We start from the raw sequence: 26,976 nt of genomic DNA on the forward strand, positions 1-26,976 counted from the left end.
CCAACCACACGCAAGCCAAAACCCAATAACGACGCGGGTTTTGGCTTGTTTTGCCATGGCTTAGACAGCGCACGTTAGTGCTTGACGCGGGTGCCCGTAATGGTGCGCGGTTTGCCACGAACCGCCACACGCGATGCGGTCTTGCGTGCTTTTTCCTTGCCCGACTTTTTCGGCGCCAGCGGACGCTCCAGTGCAAGATCCAGCACTTCATCAATCCACTTGACCGGCATGATTTTCAAATCGCGCGTCACGTTAGCCGGGATGTCGGCAAGATCCTTACGGTTCTCATCAGGGATCAACACAGTGCGAATGCCGCCGCGCAACGCAGCCAGCAACTTCTCCTTCAATCCACCAATCGCCGACACACGACCACGCAAGGTAATCTCGCCGGTCATCGCCACATCGGCGCGTATCGGCACCTTGGTCAACACCGATACCAACGAGGTCACCATCGCGATACCCGCGCTTGGGCCGTCCTTCGGTGTTGCGCCATCGGGCACATGCACGTGCACGTCCTGCTTTTGCAGGAAATCCACATCGATACCGAGTCGCTCGGCGCGCGAACGCACCACCGACAATGCAGCCGATGCCGATTCCTTCATGACGTTGCCAAGCTGACCGGTGAGGATCAGATTTCCCTTGCCCGGCACCAGCGTGGCCTCGACCTGCAGCAACTCGCCACCGACTTCGGTCCATGCCAGACCGGTGACCAGACCGATTTCGTTTTCTTCTTCTGCACGGCCGAAATCGAAGCGGCGCACGCCCAGATACTTGTCAAGATTCTTCCCGTTGACCGTGATCAAGGCTTTCGCCTTCGGCTTGCCCTTTTTGGCGACAACCTTCTTTACAACAGGCTGCGGACCGGCAAGCGCTATTTCCTTGACCACCTTGCGGCAGATCTTGGCGATTTCGCGCTCGAGATTACGCACACCCGATTCGCGCGTGTAATACCGCACGATGTCCTGGATCGCATCGCTGCCGATCTCTATCTCTTCCGGTTTCAAGCCGTTGGCTTTGATCTGCTTGGGCAGCAGATAGCGCATCGCGATATTTAGCTTCTCATCCTCGGTATAGCCGGGGATGCGGATCACTTCCATGCGGTCCAGCAGCGGACCCGGGATATTGAGCGAATTGGAGGTGGCGACGAACATCACCTCCGACAGATCCAGATCGACTTCCAGATAGTGGTCGTTGAAGGAGTTGTTCTGCTCCGGATCGAGGACTTCCAGCAACGCCGAGGACGGATCGCCACGAAAGTCCATCGACATCTTGTCGATCTCATCGAGCAGGAACAGCGGGTTCTTGCTGCCGACCTTGTTGAGGTTCTGTACCAGCCGGCCGGGCATCGAACCGACGTAGGTCCGGCGATGGCCACGAATCTCGGCCTCGTCGCGGATACCGCCCAGGCTCATGCGCACGAACTTGCGATTGGTCGCCTTGGCGATCGACTGCCCGAGCGAGGTCTTGCCCACTCCCGGAGGCCCGACCAAGCACAGGATCGGCCCCTTCATCTGCTTCACGCGCGATTGCACCGCCAAGTATTCAAGGATGCGTTCCTTGACCTTGTCCAGGCCGTAGTGATCGGCGTCCAGCGTGTCCTCGGCGACCTTCAGGTCCTTACGGACCTTGGTGCGCTTCTTCCACGGCACGCCCAGCAGCCAATCCAGATAATTACGCACCACCGCCGCCTCGGCAGACATCGGCGACATCTGCTTGAGCTTGTTGAGCTCGGCCTTGGCCTTGGTCTCGACTGGCTTGGGCATGCCCGCCTCGGCGATCTTGCGCGCGAGCTCTTCCAGCTCGCCTGGAACGTCATCCAGGTCGCCCAGCTCCTTCTGAATCGCCTTCATCTGCTCGTTGAGATAGTACTCGCGCTGGCTCTTTTCCATCTGCGACTTCACACGGCCGCGGATGCGCTTTTCCAGCTGCTGCACGTCGATTTCACCGTCCACCAAACCGACCAGCAACTCCAGGCGCTCACCGATTTCAGTGATCTCCAGCAGGCGCTGCTTGTCGGCCAGACGCACGCCGATGTGTGCGGCGATGGTGTCGGCCAGACGGCCCGGCTCGTCGATGCCGGCCAGGGTCTGTAGCAACTCGGGCGGCAGCTTGCGATTGGTCTTGACGTATTGCTCGAACAAGGACATCAGTGAGCGCGCGATCGCTTCGACTTCACGTGGTTCACGTGCGTCGCTGGCGTCGACCTCAACGCCCAGCCCCTGCAGCGCGCCGTCCAGCTCGACGACCTTGTTGACGGTGACCCGTGATAAACCTTCGACCAGGACCTTGATGGTGCCATCGGGGAGCTTGAGCAGCTGCAGCACCTGCGCCAGTGTGCCGACGGTGTAAAGATCGCCGGCTATCGGGTCGTCGGTTTCGGCCGACTTCTGCGCGACCAGCAGGATGCGCTTGTCTGCCTCCATGGCTTTTTCCAGCGCGCGCATCGACTTGTCACGGCCGACGAATAGCGGGATCACCATGTGCGGAAACACCACCACGTCGCGCAGCGGCAACACTGGCAGATCGAGAACTTCTGGTTGGGACTGGGCCATGGGGCGCTCCGCAGGAAGGGGGTTTTCGGCATAAAAAAACCGATGGCTCCGTTATGGGGCCATCGGCGAGGTGTTGCAAGTAACGGTCGGAAACCCTTTATCCGTGAGCGAGGCCGAAGCCTAGCGCTGCGGCTGCAGGACTCAGTCGCCGGACGCAGCTTTGGCCGGAGCCGGTTGCGCCTGGTAGATCAGATACGGCTCGGATTTGTGCTCGATGACCGACTCGTCCAGCACCACCTTGCTGACGTTTTCCTGCGACGGCAGCTCGTACATTGTGTCCAACAGCACCGATTCGACAATGGTGCGCAGGCCCCGGGCGCCAGTCTTGCGCTTGAGCGCTTTCTTGGCGATTGCAGACAGGGCGTCAGGCCGGAATTCCAGCTCAACACCTTCCATGTCGAACAGCTTCTTGAACTGCTTGGTGATGGCGTTCTTCGGCTCGGTCAGGATCTTGATCAGCGCCGGCTCGTCCAGTTCCTCGAGCGTGGCGACCACCGGCAGGCGGCCGACGAACTCGGGGATCAGACCGAACTTGATCAGATCCTCAGGCTCGACTTCGGCCAAGATCTTGCCGACTTCCTGTTTGCGCTCGCTGCTCTTGACCTTGGCGCCGAAACCAATCCCGCCGGCATCGTTGGAACGCTGCTGGATTACCTTGTCCAGCCCTGCGAACGCGCCGCCGCAGATGAACAGGATGTTCTTGGTGTCGACCTGCAGAAATTCCTGCTGCGGATGCTTGCGACCGCCCTGCGGCGGCACCGAGGCGACCGTGCCCTCAATCAGCTTCAACAGAGCCTGCTGCACCCCTTCGCCGGACACGTCACGCGTAATCGACGGGTTCTCGCTCTTACGCGAAATCTTGTCGATCTCATCGATGTAGACGATGCCCTGCTGCGCCTTCTCGACGTCGTAGTCGCACTTTTGCAGCAGCTTTTGAATGATGTTTTCCACGTCCTCACCGACATAGCCAGCTTCGGTTAGCGTGGTCGCATCGGCGATCGTAAACGGCACATTGAGCAGGCGCGCCAGCGTTTCGGCTAGCAGCGTCTTGCCCGAACCGGTCGGACCGACCAGCAGGATGTTGGATTTCGCCAGCTCGACATCGTCGTTCCTGCTGCGGCTCTCGATACGCTTGTAGTGGTTGTACACCGCTACTGCGAGCGTGCGCTTGGCGCGCAACTGCCCGATCACGTACTGATCCAGCACTTCCAGGATCTCGCGCGGCTTGGGCAGACTGGAACGCGCCGACTGCGCTTTCTCTTCGAGTTCCTCGCGGATGATGTCGTTGCACAGCTCAACGCACTCATCGCAGATGAATACGCTAGGACCGGCAATCAGCTTACGAACTTCATGCTGACTCTTACCGCAGAACGAGCAGTAGAGAATCTTGTTACTGTCGCCGGAACGACCTTGGCGGTCTTCGCTCATGCTTCTGTTACCCAGTTACTCCACCCGATGCACGGGGGTTCGATTTCGAGAATAGCACAGGGTCGGGAGGACGTTCGCCCAGCCCGACCCTGCCGGTTTTTCCTGCAATTTCAGCGGTCTGGCGATCAAGATGGTTGGATCGACTCTTCCGGACGACGCTCCAGCACCTGATCGACCAGGCCATAGGCCTGGGCATCGACTGCACTCTTGAAGTTGTCGCGCTCGGTGTCGCGCGCAATGGTCTCCAGCGACTGGCCGGTGTGCTTGGCCAGGATCTCGTTCAAGCGCGAACGCAGGGTCAGGATCTCGCGGGCGTGGATGTCGATGTCGGTCGCCTGGCCCTGGAAGCCACCCAGCGGCTGGTGGATCATCACGCGCGAATTCGGCAGCGCGTAACGCTTGCCCGCCGCACCTGAGGCCAGCAGCAGTGCGCCCATCGAGGCAGCTTGGCCGACGCAGATGGTGCTCACGTCCGGCTTGATGTATTGCATGGTGTCGTAGATCGCCATGCCGGCGGTGACCACGCCACCGGGCGAATTGATGTAGATGCTGATGTCCTTTTCCGGGTTATCCGCTTCCAGAAACAGCAGCTGGGCCACGATCACGTTGGCCATATGGTCGTCGATCGGACCGACCAGGAAGATTAGACGCTCCTTCAGCAGACGCGAGTAGATGTCATACGCACGCTCGCCACGGCTGGTCTGTTCGACCACCATAGGCACCAGGTTCAGGGCTTTGGTCACAATGCTCATCAGTCTTCCCGTTGTGGCAGCGGCCTGTGCCGATGCCCGTGTTCTACGTCCGCACCCCAAAAATTCAGGAAACGGTTCTTCTTCATGCCGTCGCGTCAGACGCGGATCGCGTCCTGAAACGACAGAGACTGCTCGGTGTGCTGGGCGCGCTCGGCAATCCAATCGATCACCTGCTCTTCCATCACACGGCTCTGCAATCCATTCATCAGTTGGGGGTCGTTGCGGTACATCTCAATGACCTGTTCCGGCTCTTCGTAGGTCGAGGCAATCAGACGCAGTGTTTCGCTGACGCGCTTGGATTCCAGGCGCAGTTCGTTACGACGTGCCACCTCGCCGACCAGCAGACCGACCAGCACGCGCTTGGCGGCGGCGTCCATGAAACCCTGGTGCGCATCGGCGGGAACGTCGCCCGGACTGCGGCCGCTGCGACGGATCTGCTCGACCTGCTGGGCCAGCATCGAACGGGCTTCGTTCTCGACCAGACGTGGCGGCATTTCGACGTGTGCGTAAGCGGCGATCAGCTGCTCGCCGACTTCACGACGCAGGCGATTCATCAGCGCACCCTTGAGCTCGCGCTCCAGGTTGGTACGGATGTCGGCGCGAAACTGTTCGGCATCGCCACTCTTCACGCCGAAGCTCTTAATGAACTCCTTGTCCAACGCCGGTAAGACCGGCTCGGACACTTCGACCGCCTTGACGTGCACCTGCACGGTCTTGCCGGCCAGCTGCGGCACGCGCCACTCGGCAGGGAAGTCGACGGTCAGGGTCTTGTCTTCGCCCTTGACCAGACCTTCCAGTCCCTTTTCAATCTGGTCGAACATCACGCCCGAACCGAGCACGCTGCTGCCGGTCTCCACGCCTTCGGCGGGCAGACGCTCGTCGCCGGCCTGCGACCAGGTCTCCAGCGCCACGAGGTCACCGACCTGGGCGCCGCGCTCGACCGGGTTCCAGGTGCGGCGCTGCAGACGCAGGTTTTCGATCATCTGGTCGATGTCGGCGTCGGTCACCTCGGCGGTGTGACGCACCACCGACAGCTTGGCCACGTCGATGTCGCCGAAGTCAGGCACCACTTCAAAGGTGGCGACGAAGTCGAAATCGCTTTCTCCCTTGTCGATGCGCGGGTTACCCGCCAGACGCAACTCATGCTCGCGAACGGCCGAATCGAAGGTCTCGCGCAGCAAGCCATCCATCGCCTCGGCACGCACCTGCTGACCGAAGCGCTGCTCGATGACCTTGGCGGGCACCTTGCCGGGGCGGAAGCCCTTGATGCGTGCAGTCCGCGCGATTTCGCGCAGGCGGCCACCGACATGCGTCTCCAGGCGCTCCTGCGGCAGGGTGAAGGTCAGGCGGCGTTCCAGATTGCCGGTGGATTCGATCGATGCTTGCATGTTGACTCCTGCCACCGACAGCGGACAGCGTCGGCACGAGATGGAAGATGCGGGTTGACGGACGGCCAGAAAACCGCCCAGCCTTGTAGTCTCGCCGATAACGGTAGCCGCTGCCAGCAGAACGCGCACAATTGTGTCGCTGGGCATGGGATGACCGGTTTACGAGCGTTACAGCGGCCGGAACATTCACGGCCGCACTGCACTTGGTGCGAAAGGGGGGACTCGAACCCCCACGCCTTGCGGCGTCAGAACCTAAATCTGGTGCGTCTACCAATTCCGCCACTTTCGCAATGCCGCACGTGCCCCGGCATTGTTGCAGGGATGCCCGGAAAGAAAAAGCGCTGCGATGAGAACCAGCACGGTTCAAGCCGGCATTGGAGTCGATTGCAAGTCATCGAAGCTCAAACGAGCGAACGTGAGGCCAAACGCGGTGAACGGTTAATCCTTTTGCCCTAGTCCGTGGCAAAGCCTCGTACCTTTAGGCATAACTCCGTAATCGCGGGGTTTGCAAAAAATTCCGTTAAATTCAGCGAGACAGGCAGCAGTCGCGATGAGAGACCGATATCGCCAGATCGTGGCACTTTCCCGCGATTGCATCAAAGAAATCGACCTGGACGGGCGCATCACGGCGATCAACGTCAACGGTCTGGCCGAGCTTGGCGCCAGCCGCCCGGACCAGCTCGTCTCCCGCCCGTGGCGCGAGTTCTGGCCACCTGAGGCCATTGGCTTGGTCGATGCGGCGATCGCCGCGTCCGCGGATGGCTCCATTCACGAGTTCGAAGGCTCCCGCGTCAATTTCGCCGGCGTGCGCCAGACCTGGCAGGTGGTCACCAGCCCTCTGTTCGACGCGCTTGGCAACGTCGAGGCGATCGTAGCGGTGAGCAAGAACATCTCCGACCGGCGGGCGCTGGAAGTGGCCTGTCATGACCTGGACACAACCTTGAAGGCGGGGCGCGCGTGTTCCACCGGAGCCTTGATGCTGGCGCGCGCACGCGAAAACTCGCTATCGACGCAGTTGCACAGCTTGCGCGACCTGCAGGAGAGCTTTGAAGGCGATCTGGACATTGCACGCGACGCAAAGGGGGCAGCCGAAAAAATCTCCGAGCAGGCGCAGAAAGGCGAAGCGGTGGGACAGCTGCTGGCCGGCGTGGTGCACGATTTGAACAATGTGCTGCAGGCCGCCACATCCGCGATCAACTTGGTCGTGCAGCGCGCGCAGATCGACGCACACGATGCCAAGCTGCTGAGTGTGGCCGACGCCGCGCTTCAACATGGCTCGGTCATGGCGCAGCGCTTGGTCGGATTTTCGCGCCAATACCCGTACAGCCCCGAATTTGTGGATCTTGCCGAACTGGCAGAGCAGCTCAGCCCTCTAATGGAACAGGTGATCGGTGCAGACCTGCAATTGCAGGTACGCACCACCGACGGCGGATGTTGCGCCATGGTCGACCGCCACACGGTGGAGCGCGCCATTTTGAATCTGGTGATCAACTCCCGCGATGCCTGCGCAAGCGGCGACAGAATCAGCGTGGAGACCGGTGAAACATTCGTCGCCGACGACGACGCGCACTCGACCAAACCTGCCGGGCATTACGTGACCATCGCCGTTGCCGACAACGGGCACGGCATGGATAGCGAGGTGCAATCGCGATTGTTCGAGGCCTACTTCACCACCAAGGACGCCGACAAAGGTGCTGGGCTGGGATTGGCTCAGGTGTATAGCGCGGCACGGCAAGCAGGTGACTTTGTCGAGGTGACCTCAGCGCCAAGCGAAGGTGCGCGCTTCTTGCTGGCGTTTCCGCGCACGCAGCAGGACTAGACGCTCGCGGGCAGCGCAGCGCCGTCCATAAGCGCTTGCTGGAATGGGAAGCTGCGGGCTTCTTTGAGGCGCTGTGGAAGGCGGGCCTGGCCGAGTACGACCAGATGCAGGGCATTGCCTGGCGTTGGCAGAGCGTGGACGGCGCGATGATGAAGGCGTCGCTGGCACAGCAAGCTGTGGGGCCCAACCCAACGGATCGGGGAAAAAAGGCAGCAAGCGCCACCTGCTGGTGGACGGCCGTGGCGCTGGATCAAACGACGTCAGGCAGTGGAACCGGGCGCATTCCAGCCTGCTGCAATCGCGCCAGACGCAGCAGGTGATGACCGGCTACCTTCAAACCCGATCACTACCTTACCTTTGCACGTGCCAGGCCGAGCGTGCGTAGACACTTGCCACCTTGCTGGGTCAACGGTGCGAATGCGTGCTCCACAAATACCCGATTCTTGGCGATGCGATGATTGCGCCGCTGCTGCGCTTGAATCGCCCCGACTTTCCTAGACACCTTGCAGCGATAATGCACAAAGCAGCAATCAAAATGAGGCTTCGGGGTGTCTATAGGAGCCGGGGCGATTCAACCCAACGCTGGTACATGGATCAGATGGGGCTTTTCCGGATACTGCCCTGGATCGCCATTAGGCGGCTCAACGATGAAGTTTCCAGGGAGCCTAAGTTTTTTCTCGGTGGCAATCTCTATTTCAGCCACTTTCCCATTTCCCTATGGAAGGTCTGAACAACGCACCAGACCTCTAAAATTCGAGCCTGCTGCGTGCCAATAGCGCACAGAGTTGATGCGTACGATACGATTTCCACGGTTTCTTGCGGCGTTGGCTGGCGCCAGACAGCATTATCCCCTGGCCGGCAGCAACTGCCGGCGCACCATCCACAGATTGGATAGTGCGAACAGGGTCAGCACATGCGCGGTGTTCTTGGCCAGGCCGCGATAGCGGACCTTGGTGTAGCCAAACTGGCGTTTGATCACGCGGAATGGATGCTCCACCTTCGCACGCACACTTGCTTTGAAGTATTCCCAACGTTCTTCCTGGCGGCGCTCGCGTTTGTTGCCAATGGCTTGAATCGTCGAACGCTTGGCGGCAATGAAAAAACCAGCCTTGCAGGTCTGCAGTTCTTCGCGTTTGTCCGCACCGGTGTAGCCGCTGTCGCCGAACACACTGTCTTCTTTGCCGTGCAGCAATGCGTGGGTCACCGTGACATCGGCCACATTGGCAGCCGTACAACGGACGTGGTGCACCAGCCCGGAAAACTCATCCACGCCGATGGGTGCCTTCATCCCGAAATACCACTGATTGCCTTTCTTGGTCTGATGCATTTCAGGGTCGCGCGCGCGGTCGGTGTTCTTGGTCGAACTGGGCGCAGCGATCAGGGTTGCATCGACGATCGTGCCGGACCGCAGGCTCTGACCCTTGCGCACCAGATGCGCGTTGACGGCCTCCAGCATCCGCGCTGCAAGGCCATGGGTTTCCAGCAAGCGGCGAAAGTTGAGAATCGTGGTCTCGTCGGGAACATTGTCCAAACCGCCGAGCCGGGCAAAACGGCGCAAGGTCGGGATCTGGTGCAACGCTTCTTCCATCGCCGGATCGCTCAACGCATACCACTGCTGCAGCAAATGAATCCGCAACATCGTCGCCAGTGCGTACGGCTGTCGACCAGGCCGCCCCGACACCGGATAGTGCGGCGCGATCAGTCCGAGCAAATGCCTCCACGGAACCACCTGCTCCATCTCGGCCAGGAAGATCTCGCAGCGAGTCTGCTTGCGCTTGCCCAAACCTTCAGCGTCACCAAACGTCAGTTGCATGGATGACTCCTCAACGTAGGTGTGTAGTGTCGCGCATTTGAAGTGCGTTGTTCAGAAGTTCCCTAGAGCGTGTTATGAACTTTGCCCTTGTCACGCTAACGTATACGGATGAAGCCTCGTAAGCCTTATTCCACCGATATTTCCGACGAAGAATGGGCCTTTGCGGCTCCCTATTTGACGCTGATGGACGTGCAGGCACCGCAGCGCAAGTATGAGCTACGCGCGATGTTCAACGCACTGCGGTGGATCGCGCGCGCCGGCGCACCATGGCGATTGCTTCCCAACGATTTTCCGCCCTGGGAAGCGGTGTATCAGCAAACACAGCGCTGGCTGCAAGCGGGCTGCTTTGAGGCCATGGTCAGTGATCTGCGCTCACTCTTGCGTGTGGCGCAAGGGAAAAAAGGCCAGCCGAGCGCGGTCATTTTCGATGCTCGCACGCTGCAGTCCACCTGCGAAAGCGGGCCGCGTGCTGGATACGATGGCTATAAACGCAAGAAAGGCAGCAAGGTACACATGGCCGTCGATACGCTTGGACATCTGCTCGCTGTCCAGGTGACGCCGGCTAATGAGCAGGAGCGCGCGCAAGTCCGATCGTTGGCACAAGAGGTACAACACGTGACCGGTGAAACGGTCAAGATCGCCTTTGTTGATCAGGGCTACACCGGTCAAGAACCGGCGCAGGCGGCCACGGAAGAAGGCATTGAGTTGCACGTGATCAAGCTGCAAGAAGCGAAAAAAGGCTTTGTCTTGCTGCCGCGCCGTTGGGTTGTCGAGCGCAGCTTCGGATGGGCCAATCGTTTCAGACGGCTGGCACGCGACTACGAGCGATTGCCGGAAACCTTGGCCGGTTTGCACTTCGTCGTCTTCACGATCCTGATGCTTGGAAATGCAGCCACCCTCTTTCAAAGTTCATAACACGCTCTAGAGCAACGGGCGGCGGAGCTGTTAACAGGCCCTGGCCCAATTGCTGCGCCCGACCGCGGAACAAAAGCGCAAGGACGCGACCCGGCATCCGGAGCAGGTGATCGCCGCGCAACGCAGCGCTGCAGATCTGTGCGCACGGATCGAGGTGGTGTAGGCGCTGGGCCTGGGTGATCTGAGCCTGAAGCGCAGCACACCGACGTTGTCGCCGGGCGAGCTGCAACGCCTGCGCCTTGCCATGCAGATCTGCTCGCAACTGTTCGGCGTGGTGTATGTGATGGACGAACCATCGGCAGGATTGCATTCGTGCGATGCGCAGGCACTGCTGGGCGCGCTGGACCCGCCCAACGCTGCGGGCAATACGGTCATTGTGGTTGTACACGCCATGCGTGTGGCCGCCAGCAGCGATTGGTGCTGGATATGGGGCAGGGCGCGGGTGGTGCGAGCGGCAACGGTATTGTGTCCGCTACGCTGGAGGGTGTAGCGCGGCTGTGTGGTAGCCATGCCGCTCCCTATTCTTGCCGAGCTGATCCATTTAACGATGGATGTCCCATTTGTATGACAACGCGATGTCTGCACGTCAAGAAGGTTCGCTAAATCGCGCAGAGCTTCGCATGTGCATTTCCGCGCCACGATAGTCGAACTAAAGTAACTAGGATTCACCCAAACTGGGTGTCTATGGTGTCTATGGTGTCTTGCATTACGCATCCGAGCGATGCGGTATCTCTTCTGGGAGGGAGAGGACATGCACTTGATAGGGAAAAAGGCAACAGTGTCGGCCTCGGTCGATATCGATCATTGTGTTTTATCTTTTGACCAGCAATACGCGTGCAAACGCTGCATGCGATGGCGTGAATCTACCGCGCTGAGTGGTTGTGCTCTGGGCTTGCGCCTTGTAGGCACATAAGCATCGCTTTGCCTCATTTGTCGGATGCCTTGCGCATCCCCGGCATCGCTGTGCTTCGAATGAATTTCCAGCCACCTATCCGACCCAAGCGTTGCCTGGCGTCGTGCGTCCACACGCCTGCTGGATAGGACAACGCGCCAGCGTTCCATAAGAGTGCGAAGTCGGCCTCAATAGATGCCGACGCCTTGCATCCAGATTTTTTGGACTATTCAAATGACCACACCACATTTGGTTGCAACGTCGAGTCAGTCGCGGCAGACGCCGACGTTGGAGCCAGCACCAACACCAACACCAACACCAACACCAGCGACGACTTCACCACAGAGCACGCCTGCGCCCACGACTGCGGACAACGGTCTGGGCGCCTTGCCTGCACGGCCGGGACGCAGGGCATCCAGTAGGACCGCCAATGCTGCGGTCCGCGTGCAGAGCGTTCCATCGCGCGGTGGGCGGCGTGCTCGCTTGCAGCTCGACGGTGCCACTGCGGCAGACAGCGATGTCACGCGCTTGATCGCGGACTGTCTGGCGCGTCGGCCCGCGGTTCATAGCGAATCTAATCTGGGTGGTGGCGGATGTCTGTTTCGCTACATGCCGGATCGTAACCACCCGTGCATGCCACGTAATGAGGCGTTTTTCACCACAACCCCCGGCTTGCTGATCGCAGGTCTGACCGTGCACCCTGAAGTCGAGCGCCGCGCCGGTGCTATGCCGACGGCCGCGCAGGTTGCCAGCCAGCTGGCCGATCCGCCAATCGGCCAGCTGGCTGGCATTTGGCAGGCTGCCGACGGGCAGTGCTTCACCCAGCGCGCCAACCAGCTTCATCGTGTCGATGCGACCGGGCGCTGGGTAGCCGTACCTTTGCCTTCGGCATGTGGTGCCGTTGCCAACGTACGCATGCTCGGCCGGCAGGCCGATGGCGGTGTGTACATCCGTGCAGACAACCATTGCTGGCGTGCCGGCAGTGAGCCGATGCCCATCGCGGTGGGCGACATGCCCGACGGCGCTGTGCTCCGGTTCGATGCGGACAGCAGGCCGTGCATGCTCCATGCTGGCCTGCTGCGCCGCTGCGATGGCGATCAGCCCGGCCGGGTCGTGGAGTTGGTGCGTCCAGTACCCCGCGGCCCGGCCCTTGAGTCGACGCCTGCTGTGCCTGTGGATGTGTTGCCGCTGGCATATCCCGATGCCAGTGCTGCCTTGGTGCTTGATGACAAGGGACGTGTGTATGAAGCCGACATGCGTGGGAGCGGGCCGATTGTTGCGCGGCGATTGACGCTGCCCGGCCGGATGGGCAGCGACCAGGGCTGGGCAGTCACCTCCATGGGGCTGGCGACTGATCACAGCGTACATCTTCTGCTGGAAGACAGCGACGGCCACCGCATCTCGCTGCAGCGGCCTGCGGGGAAGGCGCAATTCCAGCCGGCGTTCATGCTTGATCGTCCGTTGTTGCTCATGCGCAGCGAGGGGCTGCAGATGCCTGCGAACGAGGCGATGCAGTCGCGGGTGGTGCTCGATGGTCATGCGCAAATAGGACATCTGGACGGAGTACTGCATTACTCGCCTGCTCCGAACCAGCCATGGGAGCGGCTGATGCTTCCCGGTGGCGCGCCGCTGACCGGCGTTGTCTCCCTGCATACCGGTCCGCGCGGTTTTGTCGATCGTCGTCCGGTGTTTGCGCTGCTGGCCGCACCGCCCCAATTGGTCGAGATCAAGCTTTCAGGCCGCACGACCTGGCTGGCGGCCGATGCGGTGCCCAGCACACCCTCGGGTGGGCCGCTCGCCGTCGTGCCGAACGTGGTGGATGTGTGTTGTATGCCGATCGCCCGCTTTGATGAAGACATTGTCCAGGCGGCCGTGCATGCAGACCGCAGCGCCGTGGTGATGACCGCCTCGGGGCGGTTGGCCAAGGTCGATGCGGACCGAAACAGCAGGGACGTGCCCGCGCTGGAAGGCCCCCTGGGGATCGCGGTCGGGTTGGATGATGCCCTGTATGCCTTGAGCCAACCCAGCGACGGACCTGCACAATTGCGCCGTCTTTCAGACCACGACCAGTGGGAGGCCTTTCCGGTCACGCTGCCGCAGACGTTGCCATCTCCGAGTGCACTGCGGACCACGCGTACCGGACAGCTGCAGTTGCGGCTCGGCGCGCAGTGGCACACGGTGCTCCCATCGATGACGGCTGCCGATGGCGCCCGCTTGCCTGCACGCGTGGCTGCGCATTCCTCACTTGATGAAGTGGCCGTTTCCGGCACCCAGTCGGGTACCAATGCAAGGATCAACCGGCAGCAGGCGAGCCGGCTCAGTACACCAAATCACGACGCAGCGATCAGCACCACCTTGCTGGGTACCACCTCCACCGATCCACTGAGCCTGCGCTCGAATGCGCGGGTCCTTGCGCAGAGCGGCCGCGCGCAGGGCGCCGCGCTCGTGCAGGTGCTCGCAGATGTTGCCGGTGGCACTGCGCGTTTCGCGGCCGGATTGACCGGCGCGGTGCAAGCGCCCACCGCGCAGCAACAGCGGCTCGCCCGCTTCCGTACGGAGGCAGAGCAGGTACTGTCGCGGACGCCTGAGCTGTTCGACACCTTGCCGGTGCTGGCCGAGGTGCGCATTGCCGGTGCCGCAGGTCCGCGCCAGCCTGCGCCTGGGCTGGCGCAGAGTCAGCATGAACGTCTGACGACGCTGCGTGAAACAACGTTGGCTGGCTTGCTGCGTGATCTGCGCAAGATCGGATTTCGTGAAGGGGTGCTGGCTGCGGATCTCTCCATGGCAGATGGTGCCTCCCGCCAGCGCGCGACTTCGACTGCAAGCTATCGCGCCGCCGAGTTGTGGCGGCAGGCGCGTTCGGCTGTGATGCGCACGACGCTGCAGAACAGCGATGACATGTTGCCGCAATTGGATCGCTGCATTGCTGCGCTGGCAGGCGGTGCGTCGTTGCATCCGGAGGCGTTGACTGACACCGAGCATGCACAGCTGACCGAATTGCGCGAAGTCAGTCATCGGCTCAAAGCCGCCGGGGTCAAGTTGCCGATCCGAAATGGTCGAGCCGCCGATGCGCCAAGTGACGCGCATTCCCTGCGTAGCGCATGCCTGCTCGCGGGTCTGATGGAGTACAACGAGCTGTTGGGAGTCGATGATGCAGAGGCGTTGGAGGCGGCCGACGCAAGACAGCAGCAATCCGGTCTGCGAGCACTTGCGAAGCTGGGTCTATCGTCCTGGCGGGAGCTGGAGGCCTTCGACGATGTAGTGGCTACCTTCCGCAAAGAAGTCACCACGCCTGGGAGCGCGCGTCAGCTGCAATTGCTCAAGAGCCTGGGCCTGTCGCCAGGAGCGGAACCGGATGAAATGGCTGCACGCATGGTCGATGTGCTGCAGGATCTGTTCAATCGCAGTACCTTCTTCTCAAACAGAGCGCGCTCTGCCGAACTGCGCGGAGCGCTCGGTTTTACGCAATGGATGAATTTCAATCCGGTCACCTTGAGCATGGGCGGCGAGGCCATCCACGCGCTGGGCGTCGAACGTATCGGTGACGCGAAAGAGGGTGATGCAGGACTGGTTGCCTTCTTTGTCCGGCATGCAAAAGCAACCGCGTTCGGGGCGGCAGGCGTGCGCATGGATCCGAAGCCCAGCCCGGCAAACGACGGAGATGTGGAGGACCCTACACGGACCTTGTCGGCAGCGTGGGGCGGGGTGGCACATCTCAGCATGGGCGGAACCTATCAACACGGCGTGGGTGCAGCGGTCATCCTCTCGCCGTCGACCATTCCCGAGTTTGCAAGACTGTTGTTCGATCGACACGATACCGACACCACCAAGCTGTTGCGCGCAGGCGTGGACGAGGGAGCGATCGGCCTGGACCTGTTCGAAACCAATGCCAATGCATCGCTCAGCGCCAGCCTGATCGTACCCCCGCATACGGTGCAGTTGTCCTACGGTTCAAGGCAGCCGACCCCGCCAGGCACAGATACCAGAGGCAAGCCGCGCAGCACAGTCGCGGCTGCCATGCCGTTCAACATTACAGCGCAGGCAGGTGTGCAATGGAGCCAGATGGAACTGCATCTGGACCATGCGTGGCGAGACATCATCGGGCTTGAATTCCAGGGCCGCGTCGGCATCACTGCCGAGGTCAGTGGGGGCATGCATGCAGCGGGTGCATTTACCTCGGTGCTGGGCCGCAATTTCGCACGGCTGGTCAATGCAGCCACCAGTGCCGGTCATCTGCAGTTGGCCGGTGTGCGTGTGACCTCCAGCGACGTGCAGCTGCCGACCGACGCAGCATTGGACGACACGCGCACCGGTCCCTTGTTGGGGACCGCCAGCTACAAGCGCACGCTGGATATGCAGGCCGCCCAGCCGGTGACGCCGCAGGCATGGGAGGCGATGCGTAAGCGGCTTGAAGAGATCTTTCCGGAAAGCATGGCCGAACTGGGCGGAATGGATTATCCGGCCACGCTGGGCGAGCGACGGGCCGTATTGCTGAAAGCAATCGAACGTATCCAGGGTGTACGAGCGCGTGCAATCGAAGCTGGCGCCGCGCTGGAGGGTCCGGCCCTGGCGCAACAACTGGCGCGCGCTGAACAGGCCACTCCCGCCGAGGCGTCATCGCTGTGGAAAGGCGGCTCGAGGTCTGAGCGTGCTGCCATCGTCGACATGCTTCACCAGTTGCGGCAAGAGGACGCTGCTGCCATCCAGCATCGCGCGCGCATCATTCCTGGCGCACGCGTGGAGATCAACATGTTCGGGCGCGAATCGCTCGACGCGGTGGTCAGCCATGCCATTGGCCATTGCGCGCTGGGCGAGAAGATGCGTGACGTTGCCGAGATGCGTCGCAAGATTCCCGGGCTGGGCGAGGTGTTGGGGCGATTCAAGAATATTCCCAACGTAAATCAGGTCCGGTTCGTGTTCGAGATGCGGCCCCAGGCAAGGATGTCGATCAACGACGCGCTGGAGGCCAAACAGCACGCGCAGGCTGCAGCCGCAATGGGATTGCCGGCGCCCGCGGGTTCAATGGCGTGGCGCGATGTGCTCGTGGCCGCACAGCAATCGCCGGATCTCTACCGTTTGGCGGCTATCGCCGTGCACAACACCGACGAAAACCCGGTGACCACTCGTGTCGGCTTACCCCTGCTGAATGTGGCGACCACGGCAGTGGCGTCGCACCAGCTGTTCGAGGCAGAGATCCAGTTCCGTTATGGGCTGTACGACCGGATCGAGGGCGCTGAAGTGCTTGAGGCAGGAGTACGTGCACTGCGTCAGTCACTGGACCCCTTGCAGCAGGTTGGCGTGCAAGCGCTTGGGCAACGTCAGGGGGCGCATGTCCCGCTATCCGGTCAGACTTCTCCGCGCGGTGAACGGCCCGGGCTGAAGGAAGCGCGCGACCTCGAATTCGAACGCCATCTTCAGAGGAGCGAATTGGCGGTTGGTCCGCACCTGCGCACCTTGGCGCGCGAGCTGACACGGTTCCAGGAGCAGACCCAGCGCACCGAAGCGCAGCACCGGGCGTACGACGTCTTGGTGGAGACACTGAGCGTTGCGCAGGCGAAGGTGGGCGAACGCATCGAGCGACTTCTGGCCAGGCTCGCACCGGCAGACGATGGCGTGGCCGAGGCGGCTGTCACGGCAAGCAGCCTACGTCAGAGGCTTCCCTCGCTGCAGGCCGATCGTGACGCAGTGGATCGGGCAACCGACGCGCTCGCCAAGGCATACGATTACTTCAACACCCACCTTGATGCCAGCCGCGCTGAAAGGGACATTGCGGCAGCTCAACATGCGTTCGAATTTTTACAGCGTGCTGCTGAGAGCGATTCCACACTGGTGTCTGCGGTCGACTATCTGTTGCGTCGGACCGCAGAGGTTTATGAGGTGCAGGATGAAGAGCTCCGGGATGTGGACGACAGGTTGGACGACTTGCTGCCGCGCCTTGAAACCCTGCGTCAGGCGTCCGACGTGGAGCGCAAGGCTGTTGAAGCTGCCGAGCACCTTGCAAAGGGCAAACGCGAAGCGCTGCAGGTATTGGAAAGGCGCGTTGAGGGGACAGACGCTCCAACGGTGATCGATGTGGTGGGCAAGGCACAGGCGACCAAGGCACGTGACGATGCGGATATGCAGGTCAAGAAGGCCCGGCAGCAGATGGCGGAAACCCGTGATCGCATCGCAGCGCTTGTGTCATTGAAAGACAGTCTGTGCGCCCGGCTAGCCGAAGACTTCAATGCGTTGTGCACCATCGACGAGCAGACACGTGCCGCGCTACGGGTGGTGACGCATGCGCGTGATCTGGGTGCCAAGGCACGTACTGCAATGATCGCCACGCTGAAGGAATTGCCTGGTGACGATGCCCCTCACCAGCACGTTGCCGGCAGCGAAATTACGTTGGGCGCGCGACGTCCCCCCAATTTTGAGTAGCGCCTCAGTTTGGAGTCCAATTCCCTACCCCGAGGAGATTGAACTTGAAGAAGCGCTTTAGTCGCCCCTGAAAAACCCCAACCACCCAACGACCGCAAGGCCTTGATGTCTGCACCGGCGTGCCAAAACTACCAGTGTTCGCTACGCTGAAGGCTGGTTTCTTGCAATTTCCGCCCATGCGTACACGCCGTCCTGCTGCCGAGACAGACCCGCCGATGAGTTGTTTCGTTCGCGGCTGGAGAACCAGATCGATCTGCGTCATCCGCTGACGCGGCTGAGCCAACAGATGCCGTGGGCGGCGTTGGAGCAAGCACTTTCATCGCGCTTGCCGGCCACCCAGGCCGGTGGCGGTCGGCCGGCATTGCCGGTGCGGCTGATTGCCGGTTTGCTCTACCTCAAACACGCCTACGACCTGTCCGATGAAGCGGTGTGCGAGCGCTGGCTGGAGAATCCGTACTGGCAGTTCTTCACCGGTGAGGTCGTGTTCCAGACGCGTTTGCCGTGCGATGCCAGCTCGCTGACGCGCTGGCGGCAGCGCCTGGGTGAGGCCGGGATGGAAGAGCTGCTGGCGCACACCATCAACGCCGCGCATGCGATGCAGGCGGTGGACGCACGCGAGTTGTCGCGGGTGATCGTGGACACCACGGTGCAGGAAAAGGCGATCGCCTATCCGACCGACAGCCGTTTGCTGGAGGTGGCACGCAAGAAGCTGGTGTTACTGGCCAAGCGGCACGGCATCGGATTGCGGCAGAGCTACGCGCGGCAAGGCCCGGCCCTGAGCCGCAAGGCAGGTCGGTATGCGCATGCGCGCCAGTTCAAGCGGATGTGGCGCATCCTGCGACGTCAACGCACAGTGCTGGGACGGCTCATGCGCGACATCCAACGCAAACTCGATCAGGTAAACACCGGCGTGCGCGAGCGCATCGCTGTCTGGCTGGAACGTGCGCAACGGCTGTACACGCAGCGTCCGAAGGACAAACAAAAACTGTACGCATTGCATGCCCCGGAAGTGGAATGCATCGGCAAGGGCAAGGCGCGTCAAGCGTACGAATTTGGCGTCAAGGTCGGCATTGCGGTCACCGCCTGCAAGGGATTGGTCGTGGGTGCGCGCAGCTTCCCGGGCAACCCGTACGACGGCGATACCTTGGCCGAGCAGCTGGAGCAGACACGCGGGTTGCTGCAGGATGTGAGCGTAGAACCGACGGTGGCGATCGTGGACCTGGGCTATCGCGGGCGCGAGGTCGATGGCGTGCAGGTCCTGCATCGCGGCAAGGCCAAGACGCTGACGCGACGGCAATGGCGCTGGATCAAGCGACGGCAGGCGGTGGAGCCGGTGATCGGACATCTGAAAAACGACTGCAGGTTGCGTCGCTGCAGGCTGAAAGGTGCCCAAGGCGATGCGCTGCACGTGCTCGGCTGCGCCGCCGGCTACAACCTGCGTTGGCTGCTGCGCTGGATCGCGTTTTTGCGGGCCTGGATGCGGGCGATGGGATGGTCATCCTTGAGTGCCGTGCCGCTGTCACCGACGGCACTTGGCGCTTGAAGGGGATTTTTCAGGGACGACGCTTTACCGAAGAGCAGATCATTGGCTTCTTCGGCGGAATGAGCGTGCCCGATGCCAAGCGACTCAAGGACCTTGAGTCCGAAAACGCGCGGCTGAAGAAGTTGTTGGCCGAGCAGCTGTTCGAGAACGACCTGATCAAGGATGCGCTGCGAAAAAAGTGGTGAGCGCACCGGCGCGTCGTGCGCTGGTGCGCGAGTGGATCGGGTGCGGTGCCAGCGAGCGTCGCGCCTTGGCGGCGATCGGCATGAGCGCCAGTGCGCTGCGCTACTGCCCGCGCGAAGACCGCAACGTTGAGCTACGCGAGCGCATTCTTGCGCTGGCGCATCGCCATCGCCGCTATGGCGTGGGGATGATCTATCTCAAACTTCGTCAGGAAGGACGCGTCGTGAACTACAAGCGTGTGGAGCGGTTGTACCGCGAACAGCAGTTGCAGGTCCGGCGCCGCAGGCGCAAGAAGGTGCCGGTGGGCGAGCGCCAACCATTGTTGCGGCCATCGCAGGCCAACCAGGTGTGGTCGATGGACTTCGTGTTCGACCGCACCGCCGAAGGCCGGGTGATCAAGTGTCTGGTGATCGTGGACGACGCAACCCACGAAGCGGTCGCCATCGACGTGGAGCGCGCGATCTCGGGACACGGCGTTGCGCGCGTGCTGGACCGACTGGCACACAGCCGTGGCCTGCCGCAGGTGATCCGCACCGAGCGCGAAGCCTGCCCTCGGGGCACAACAGCAAGGAGTTTTGCGGCAGGGCGATGGTCGCCTGGGCGCACGCCCGTGGTGTGCAGCTACGGCTCATCCAGCCGGGCAAACCGAACCAGAACGCCTACGTCGAATCGTTCAACGGCCGACTACGCGACGAATGCCTCAACGAGCACTGGTTCCCAACACTGCTGCACGCGCGCACCGAGATCGAACGCTGGCGACGCGAATACAACGAGGACCGACCCAAGAAAGCAATCGGCGGCATGACGCCGGCCGCTTATGCCCAACATCTGACAAACACCGATATCATCAGGCCCGGACTCTAAACCCGGCCGCTACTCAGGGCGGGGGAACGTCGCATCGACGATCGTGCCGGACCGCAGGCTCTGACCCTTGCGCACCAGATGCGCGTTGACGGCCTCCAGCATCCGCGCTGCAAGGCCATGGGTTTCCAGCAAGCGGCGAAAGTTGAGAATCGTGGTCTCGTCGGGAACATTGTCCAAACCACCGAGCCGGGCAAAACGGCGCAAGGTCCGGATCTCGTGCAACGCTTCTTCCATCGCCGGATCGCTCAACGCATACCACTGCTGCAGCAAATGAATCCGCAACATCGTCGCCAGTGCGTACGGCTGTCGACCAGGCCGCCCCGACACCGGATAGTGCGGCGCGATCAGTCCGAGCAAATGCCTCCACGGAACCACCTGCTCCATCTCGGCCAGGAAGATCTCGCGGCGAGTCTGCTTGCGCTTGCCCAAACCTTCAGCGTCACCGAACTTCAGTTGCATGGATGACTCCTCAACGTAGGTGTGTAGTGTCGCGCATTTGAAGTGCGTTGTTCAGAGGTTCCCCTAGAGAGATTCGCGCTGCTCGACGATAGAGTTTCAGAGGTCCGACCCTCAACATTGGCTTCGAAAGAATTCGCCTGAGAACAACAAGGTATTTTCATTATAAATGAAAAATTTAATATAATGTATAGGTTGGATTTATAAGGATAGCCGTAAATCAATTTTTAAATTAACACCTTCCGGTTGAGTGTGTCGCGGATTAATGAATACTTGTATTCAATTGCGAATCCGACGCGACGCCCGACGTCTCCCAATTTTGAGTAGCGCATCGGCCAATAACCAAGCGGTATTGCGCCGTTCGATTGCCTTGCTGATCACCATGGCCTTGGCCACGGTGCAGGCAGATGGCGACGCAGCCAGCAGGAAAAGACGGCGCGTCGCCGATGACACCGCGCGCAGTTGCCGTGGTACGCATGCATAGCAACTGTAGCGATGCATGTAGCGATCAGCCCACGTTGCCGCGCCCACCGACGCTGCTGAAGATGCTGCCAGTGGTGAAGCTGGATTCCTGCGAGGCCAGCAACACATAGATCGGCGCGATCTCTGCCGGTTGCCCGGGGCGCCCGGTCGGGCTGTCGCCGCCGAAGGTCTTGAGCGCCTCTGGGAATTGGCCACCGCTGGGCTGCAAGGGCGTCCAATACGGGCCGGGGGCGACCGCGTTGACGCGTATGCCTTTGGACGCCAGTTGCTTTGCCAGGCACTTGGTAAAGGTGACGATGCCGCCTTTGGTGATGCCGTAATCCAGCAAGGTTTCCGGTGGATCGTCGGCCACGATCGAGCTGGTGCTGATAATCGCCGCGCCGGGTTTGAGATGCCGCACCGCCGCGCGCGTCACCCAGAACAATGCATACAGATTGGTCTTGAGCGTGTCGTCGAACTGTTGATCGTCGATCTCCAAAATCGATTTTTGCGCGGTCTGCCGTGCGGCGTTGTTGACCAGAATATCGAGCCCGCCGAGCTGCTGCGCGGCCTTGTCCACCAGTTGCTTGCAGAACGCGCCACTGCGCAGATCGCCGGGAATGGCCACCGCTTTGCGGCCCGCGGCCTGGATCAAGGCGATGACATCACGCGCGTCGGATTCTTCTTGCGGCAGATAGTTGATTGCCAAGTCCGCACCTTCGCGCGCGAACGCGATCGCCGCTGCGCGGCCGATGCCGGAATCGCCGCCAGTAATTAACGCTTTGCGCCCGCTCAGCCGGCCCGAGCCGACATAACTGTTTTCGCCGTGGTCCGGCCTGGGCACCATCTTGGATGCAAGGCCCGGCCACTGTTGCTGCGGTGTATTGAACGGTGGCCGTGGATACAGAGTGCGCGGGTCCTGGATTGCCGGTCGTGTTGCACCGCCTGCGCTCGCCTGCGTTTGCGCTGCCGCAGTGGTCGACAGCATCGCACTGCCGCCAGCGGCCAGACCGGTGCCGAGCGCACCGATGGCGCGGCGGCGGGCCGGAGAGTGGGTGGAATCGTGCTCGCTCATATCAGCTCCATGCGGGGGGACAGGTGCCACTACTGGAGAGGCACATCACGTGCCTGGAGACGGCAGACGCAACGTGATGCTTCCAGCACACGGCATCCCCATCTGAGCGCGTGTGCTGCTAGCGATACGTGACCGACCAGTGCCGCCTGTGTGAAACAAAACGGGCTCAACATCACAAGATGTTGAGCCAGCGCTAACCCTTGCTGCGGCGATGTCGTGCGTTGTGCACAGGCTCCGCACGTACGACGCCGTCGATCAGTCAATCCGCCATCACCTTGTCCGGCGTCATCGGTGTGCTGCGAATACGCTTGCCGGTGGCGTGGAAGATGGCGTTGCAGATCGCGGCCGAGACACCGACCAAGCCAATCTCGCCCACACCTTTTGCGCCCAGGCTGCTGACCATGCGATCGTCCTCATCGGCAAAGATAACGTCGATGTCGTGGATGTCGGCGTTGGCACAGACGTGATAGAGCGCCAGGTCGTGATTCATGAAGCGGCCGAAGCGGTGATCGGACTGGGTGTGCTCGTGCAATGCCTGGCTGATGCCCCATACCACGCCGCCGACGATCTGACTGCGCGCAGTGATCGGGTTGAGGATGCGTCCGGCGGCAATCGCGCTGACCACGCGCATCACCCGAACGGTGCCCAGTTCTTCGTCCACGCGTACTTCCACAAACACGGCGCCGTGCGTGGCACGGGTGTACTTGCGCTGTTTTAGTACGCTGGGCAGCAGCAGGAACTTATCTTCGACCCGCGTCAGCCCGGCCGCACGTAATACCTCTGGCAATGCAATGGCGCTGCTGGCATCGACACGCAACGCAAGCATGCCATTGGCAAAGACCACTTCGTCCAGCTTGGCTTTGGCAAAGCGCGAATCGGGCAGTGCCTGGGCCAGCTGCAGCAGGCGCGCACGCAACTTGCCGCACGCACCATCCACAGCTGAGCCGACCGTGGTGACATGCGAGGAGCCGCCCTCGATCGGCGCAACCGGTAGCGTTGAATCGCCAAGCTGAAAGGTCACCTGCTCCAGCGGCAGGCCCAACGCTTCAGCTGCGATCATCGCCATCACCGTGTAAGTGCCGGTGCCGATATCGCTGGCGGCACTGCTCACCACCAGGCGTCCATCGGCGTGCAGTACCGCGTGTGCACGCGCGAACATCTGCATCGCATCCCATTGCCCGGTGGCCATGCCCCAGCCCACCCACTCGTTGCCTTCTTTACGCGCGCGTTGTTGCAGCGGGCGTTGTGCCCAACCGAAGCGCTCGGCCCCTTGCTGGTAACACGCGCGCAGCGCTTTGGTGGAGTAGGGCTTGTCGTCGGTCGGATTGACCTGTGCATAGTTTTTCAAACGTAGCGCCAGCGGATCGATGCCGATCGCGTAAGACAACTCGTCCATCGCCACTTCCAGCGCGTGCACGCCGTGTGCAGCGCCAGGTGCACGCATGTCCATGGGGCTGAACTGATCCAGGCTGACCAGCGTGTAGCCCAGATGCACATTGTCGCAGGCGTACAGTTGCCCGCTCCAGTTGACCACCACCTCCACGTAATCTTCGATCCGCGAGGTTTCGGCGATGGCTTCATGCCAGATCGCACGCAAGCTGCCGTCGCGATCGGCGCCGAGCTTGAGCCGCTGCACCGTCTCCGGGCGATGGCCGAAGGTGAACATCTGTTGCCGCGTGAGCACCACGCGCACCGAGCGGTCCAGCAGGATCGAGGCCATCACCGCCAGCGGCAATTGATACTGCGGGCGCAGCCCCGAGCCGAACGCACCGCCCACATACGGATTACGCACGGTGACCTTGCGCTTACTCAGGCCGAACACATGCGACACATACCAACGGCTGTTCTGCGAGCCCTGGGTCTTGTCGTAAATGGTGAAGTGACCATCGGCATCGCGGATCACGGTGGAGGCGAACAGCTCCATCGGGTTGTGGTGCTCCACACCGCTGTAGTAATCGGCCTGGATCTGGCAGGCGGCATGGTCGAAAGCGCCCTGCGGGTCGCCTTTGTCCTTGGGCGGTGGCGAAAAGCCTGCCTTCAATGGCTTGGGCTTGTGCGCACGGTCCAGATTGATCATCAGGTTGGTGTCGTGCGGATCCTGTAACAGCTCCAACTCCACCAGATGCGCGGCGTGGCGCGCGGCCTCGAAGGTGTCGGCAACGACCAGTGCGATCGGTTGGCCGCTGTAGAGAATCTTGTCGTCGTACAACGGACGGAACGGCGAGCCTGCCGGTGCGGCCATGTCCTTGTAGAACAGATCCATGCCGCGCATATGCGGACGGTTTTCGTGGGTGATGATTTCCAGTACGCCAGGCACCGCGCGCGCGGCAGTCAGATCGAACGCGACGATTTTTCCTTTGGCGATGCTGCTGTTGACCACCACGCCATAGGCCAGATCCGGCACCGGCCATTCGGCGGCATAACGCGCCTGACCGGTGACTTTTGCACGCCCGTCGATGCGGGTGACGCCAGTACCGGTGGGGCGATAGCCGGTGCCTTGGTCGGCCACCGGTGGCGTTAGTCCGCTATCGGATACAGCGCTATTGGGCAGATGGGTGCTGTGTGCGTTCATGGCGATTGCTCCAGCGCGCGGGTGCGCCCGCGGTTGTCGATGGTGCCTTCGCGAGCGACGTTCAATGCGCGCACGATGGCGCGGCGTGCCAGCGGCAGTTTGAAGGCGTTTTCGCCTTGCGGTTGCGCGCCTTGCAGCAAGGCATCGGCCAAACCGCCAAAGCTCTCCGTCGTGGCCGGCAAGCCGACCAACTGCGCTTCTGCGTCCCGGTTGCGCCACGGCTTGTGCGCCACGCCGCCCAGTGCCACGCGGAGGTCGCGAATGCTGCCGTCTTCGGCCAACTCCAACGCGGCCGCCACCGACACCAGTGCAAACGCGTACGACAGGCGCTCGCGGATTTTCAGATATACGCTGTGCGCGACGAAGCGCTGTGCATTGGGTAGATCGATATGCACGATCAATTCGTCCGGCGCCAACGTGCTGTCCAGCTCCGGGCGATCTCCGGGCAGGCGGTGGAACTGCGCAAACGCGATAGCGCGTTCGCCAGTGGGGCCTTGCACGTGCACCACCGCATCCAGCGCCGCCAATGCCACGCACATGTCGGATGGATGCGTGGCGATGCACTGTGCGCTGGTGCCGAGAATGGCGTTGTATTTGGTCAGCCCGCCGATGGCCGAGCAGCCGGTGCCCGGTGCACGCTTGTTGCACGGCGTGGCGTGGTCGTAAAAATACATGCAACGCGTACGCTGCAGCAAATTGCCGCCGTTGCTGGCCATGTTGCGGATCTGCGGCGAGGCGCCGGCCAGAATGGCCGCACTCAGCAATGGGTAACGCGCTTGGACCTGCGGGTGATAGGCGGTGTCGGCGTTACGTGCCAGCGCACCCAGACGCAATCCGCCATCGGGCTGCATGCTGATGCTATTCAGCGGCAGGCGATTGATGTCGACCAGGCTGCTAGGCCGCATCAGCTGCAGCTTCATCAAATCGGTGAGATTGGTGCCGCCAGCGATCAGGCGCACGGGAGCTTCGGACGGCAGCGGATGCGCGTTGTCGCCGCGCGATGCGATGGCGCCAAGTGCAACATCGATGCTGTCCGGGCGCGTATAGCTGAGCGGCATCATGCGGGCACCGTCCCTGGCGTCCACGGGGTGGTGGCGCTCTCGCTGCTGTCGCTGGATGTGCCCATGACCTCCATCACCGCATCGGTGATCTGCGGATAGGCGCCGCAGCGGCACAGATTTCCGCTCATCAGCTCACGCACCTGATCGCGATCATGCGCCTTGCCTTCGTTGATCAGGCCGACCGCCGAACACAGCTGGCCGGGCGTGCAATAGCCGCACTGCAAGGCATCGTTGTCGATGAAGGCGCGCTGCAGCGGGTGCAGCTGATCGCCGTCAGCCAAGCCTTCGATGGTGGTGATGTCGGCACCGTCCTGCATCACAGCAAGCGTCAGACAGCTGTTGATGCGGCGGCCGTCGACCAGCACCGTGCAGGCACCGCACTGGCCGTGATCGCAGCCCTTTTTGCTGCCGGTGAGATCGAGCCGGTCGCGCAACAGATCGAGCAGGCTCACCCAGGCTTCGAGCTGTAATTGATACGGCTGACCATTGATGCGCATTTTGACCGGGTATGTCGGCGCAGCGGTGGTGGCGGTTGCCGGCGAGGTGTGATTGGCAGTGGCGGGCGTGGCAGTCATGCGAACCCCGTGGCGATGGCGAAGGAGGGCCATCACCTTGAGGGCGATGCGGTCAACGCCAAGTGACCACGCGTAAGGTTCACAGCGATACGACGCGGTGGAATCGCATCCACTACGTTGCACGCTTGCGTTCGTCTGCAGTGCATTACGCGATCATCGTGCACCGACGGTGCGCAGCTGAATTCGTCAGCCATGTGTGCGCACTGCAA

12 protein-coding genes, 1 tRNA gene and 5 pseudogenes are annotated in these 26,976 nt (G+C 61.7%); 7 read left to right on the plus strand and 11 right to left on the minus strand.

Annotation, left to right across the window (positions count from 1 at the left end; translation table 11 throughout):
- Nucleotides 1-74: 74 nt before the first annotated feature.
- The 5 genes from lon to PD885_RS05195 all read right to left on the minus strand — a co-directional run bounded on the left by lon (nucleotide 75) and on the right by PD885_RS05195 (nucleotide 6,409).
- Entirely contained in the window at nucleotides 75-2,552 is a 2,478-nt protein-coding gene (gene lon / locus PD885_RS05175) for an endopeptidase La (protein WP_002806032.1), read from the minus strand.
- 141 nt (nucleotides 2,553-2,693) lie between these two features.
- Nucleotides 2,694-3,980 (minus strand): ATP-dependent Clp protease ATP-binding subunit ClpX, encoded by a 1,287-nt coding sequence (clpX, locus tag PD885_RS05180; protein WP_002806031.1) that lies wholly within the window; start codon nucleotides 3,978-3,980, stop codon nucleotides 2,694-2,696.
- 125 nt (nucleotides 3,981-4,105) lie between these two features.
- Nucleotides 4,106-4,732 carry an ATP-dependent Clp endopeptidase proteolytic subunit ClpP gene (clpP, locus tag PD885_RS05185; protein WP_002806026.1) on the minus strand — a complete coding sequence of 209 codons (627 nt, stop codon included), beginning with the start codon at nucleotides 4,730-4,732 and terminating at the stop codon, nucleotides 4,106-4,108.
- Between the two features lie 95 nt (nucleotides 4,733-4,827).
- Nucleotides 4,828-6,120, minus strand: a complete 1,293-nt coding sequence (gene tig / locus PD885_RS05190; protein WP_002805999.1) for a trigger factor — start codon at nucleotides 6,118-6,120, stop codon at nucleotides 4,828-4,830.
- Nucleotides 6,121-6,324: 204 nt separating this feature from the next.
- Nucleotides 6,325-6,409: transfer RNA gene (locus PD885_RS05195), tRNA-Leu, on the minus strand.
- A 261-nt stretch (nucleotides 6,410-6,670) separates the two neighbouring features.
- Here PD885_RS05195 and PD885_RS05200 point away from each other — a divergent pair.
- Entirely contained in the window at nucleotides 6,671-7,939 is a 1,269-nt protein-coding gene (locus PD885_RS05200; protein WP_088056682.1) for a two-component system sensor histidine kinase NtrB, read from the plus strand.
- Between the two features lie 8 nt (nucleotides 7,940-7,947).
- Nucleotides 7,948-8,180: pseudogene (locus PD885_RS05205) on the plus strand (IS5/IS1182 family transposase); the annotation flags it as partial.
- A gap of 603 nt (nucleotides 8,181-8,783) precedes the next feature.
- Here PD885_RS05205 and PD885_RS05215 read toward each other — a convergent pair.
- Nucleotides 8,784-9,752 carry an IS5 family transposase gene (locus PD885_RS05215; protein WP_065975359.1) on the minus strand — a complete coding sequence of 323 codons (969 nt, stop codon included), beginning with the start codon at nucleotides 9,750-9,752 and terminating at the stop codon, nucleotides 8,784-8,786.
- Between the two features lie 108 nt (nucleotides 9,753-9,860).
- On the opposite strand from PD885_RS05215, the gene PD885_RS05220 reads away from it, so the two are divergent.
- The 5 genes and pseudogenes from PD885_RS05220 to PD885_RS05240 all read left to right on the plus strand — a co-directional run bounded on the left by PD885_RS05220 (nucleotide 9,861) and on the right by PD885_RS05240 (nucleotide 20,566).
- Nucleotides 9,861-10,667: an IS5 family transposase gene (locus PD885_RS05220; RefSeq protein ID WP_002801519.1), complete on the plus strand. Its 807-nt coding sequence runs from the start codon at nucleotides 9,861-9,863 to the stop codon at nucleotides 10,665-10,667.
- Between the two features lie 40 nt (nucleotides 10,668-10,707).
- A pseudogene (locus PD885_RS05225) lies at nucleotides 10,708-11,207 on the plus strand (P-loop NTPase family protein); the annotation flags it as partial.
- A gap of 586 nt (nucleotides 11,208-11,793) precedes the next feature.
- Nucleotides 11,794-17,976, plus strand: a complete 6,183-nt coding sequence (locus tag PD885_RS05230) for a transducer protein car (RefSeq protein ID WP_088056685.1) — start codon at nucleotides 11,794-11,796, stop codon at nucleotides 17,974-17,976.
- Between the two features lie 176 nt (nucleotides 17,977-18,152).
- A pseudogene (locus PD885_RS05235) lies at nucleotides 18,153-19,519 on the plus strand (IS5 family transposase).
- Nucleotides 19,520-19,578: 59 nt separating this feature from the next.
- Nucleotides 19,579-20,566: pseudogene (locus PD885_RS05240) on the plus strand (IS3 family transposase).
- Between the two features lie 27 nt (nucleotides 20,567-20,593).
- Here the strand turns inward: PD885_RS05240 and PD885_RS05245 are convergent.
- From PD885_RS05245 to PD885_RS05270, 5 genes and pseudogenes are all read right to left on the minus strand, one after another.
- Nucleotides 20,594-21,025, minus strand: a pseudogene (locus PD885_RS05245) (transposase); the annotation flags it as partial.
- 505 nt (nucleotides 21,026-21,530) lie between these two features.
- Entirely contained in the window at nucleotides 21,531-22,472 is a 942-nt protein-coding gene (locus PD885_RS05255) for an SDR family oxidoreductase (protein WP_209019682.1), read from the minus strand.
- Between the two features lie 346 nt (nucleotides 22,473-22,818).
- Entirely contained in the window at nucleotides 22,819-25,131 is a 2,313-nt protein-coding gene (locus tag PD885_RS05260; protein ID WP_088056686.1) for a xanthine dehydrogenase family protein molybdopterin-binding subunit, read from the minus strand.
- Entirely contained in the window at nucleotides 25,128-26,216 is a 1,089-nt protein-coding gene (locus tag PD885_RS05265) for an FAD binding domain-containing protein (RefSeq protein WP_040763049.1), read from the minus strand. Before PD885_RS05265 ends, PD885_RS05260 begins: the two co-directional genes overlap by 4 nt.
- Entirely contained in the window at nucleotides 26,189-26,767 is a 579-nt protein-coding gene (locus PD885_RS05270) for a (2Fe-2S)-binding protein (protein ID WP_002814407.1), read from the minus strand. The genes PD885_RS05265 and PD885_RS05270 overlap by 28 nt, the downstream gene beginning before the upstream one ends.
- Nucleotides 26,768-26,976 lie beyond the last annotated feature (209 nt).

Source organism: Xanthomonas fragariae (genome assembly GCF_900183975.1).
GTDB lineage: Bacteria > Pseudomonadota > Gammaproteobacteria > Xanthomonadales > Xanthomonadaceae > Xanthomonas > Xanthomonas fragariae.

Coding starts and splice junctions, on each gene's coding strand:
- lon (WP_002806032.1), bottom strand. CDS start 2,552: ATGGCCCAGTCCCAACCAGAAGTTCTCGATCTGCCAGTGTTGCCGCTG.
- clpX (WP_002806031.1), bottom strand. CDS start 3,980: ATGAGCGAAGACCGCCAAGGTCGTTCCGGCGACAGTAACAAGATTCTC.
- clpP (WP_002806026.1), bottom strand. CDS start 4,732: ATGAGCATTGTGACCAAAGCCCTGAACCTGGTGCCTATGGTGGTCGAA.
- tig (WP_002805999.1), bottom strand. CDS start 6,120: ATGCAAGCATCGATCGAATCCACCGGCAATCTGGAACGCCGCCTGACC.
- PD885_RS05200 (WP_088056682.1), top strand. CDS start 6,671: ATGAGAGACCGATATCGCCAGATCGTGGCACTTTCCCGCGATTGCATC.
- PD885_RS05215 (WP_065975359.1), bottom strand. CDS start 9,752: ATGCAACTGACGTTTGGTGACGCTGAAGGTTTGGGCAAGCGCAAGCAG.
- PD885_RS05220 (WP_002801519.1), top strand. CDS start 9,861: ATGAAGCCTCGTAAGCCTTATTCCACCGATATTTCCGACGAAGAATGG.
- PD885_RS05230 (WP_088056685.1), top strand. CDS start 11,794: ATGACCACACCACATTTGGTTGCAACGTCGAGTCAGTCGCGGCAGACG.
- PD885_RS05255 (WP_209019682.1), bottom strand. CDS start 22,472: ATGCTGTCGACCACTGCGGCAGCGCAAACGCAGGCGAGCGCAGGCGGT.
- PD885_RS05260 (WP_088056686.1), bottom strand. CDS start 25,131: ATGAACGCACACAGCACCCATCTGCCCAATAGCGCTGTATCCGATAGC.
- PD885_RS05270 (WP_002814407.1), bottom strand. CDS start 26,767: ATGACTGCCACGCCCGCCACTGCCAATCACACCTCGCCGGCAACCGCC.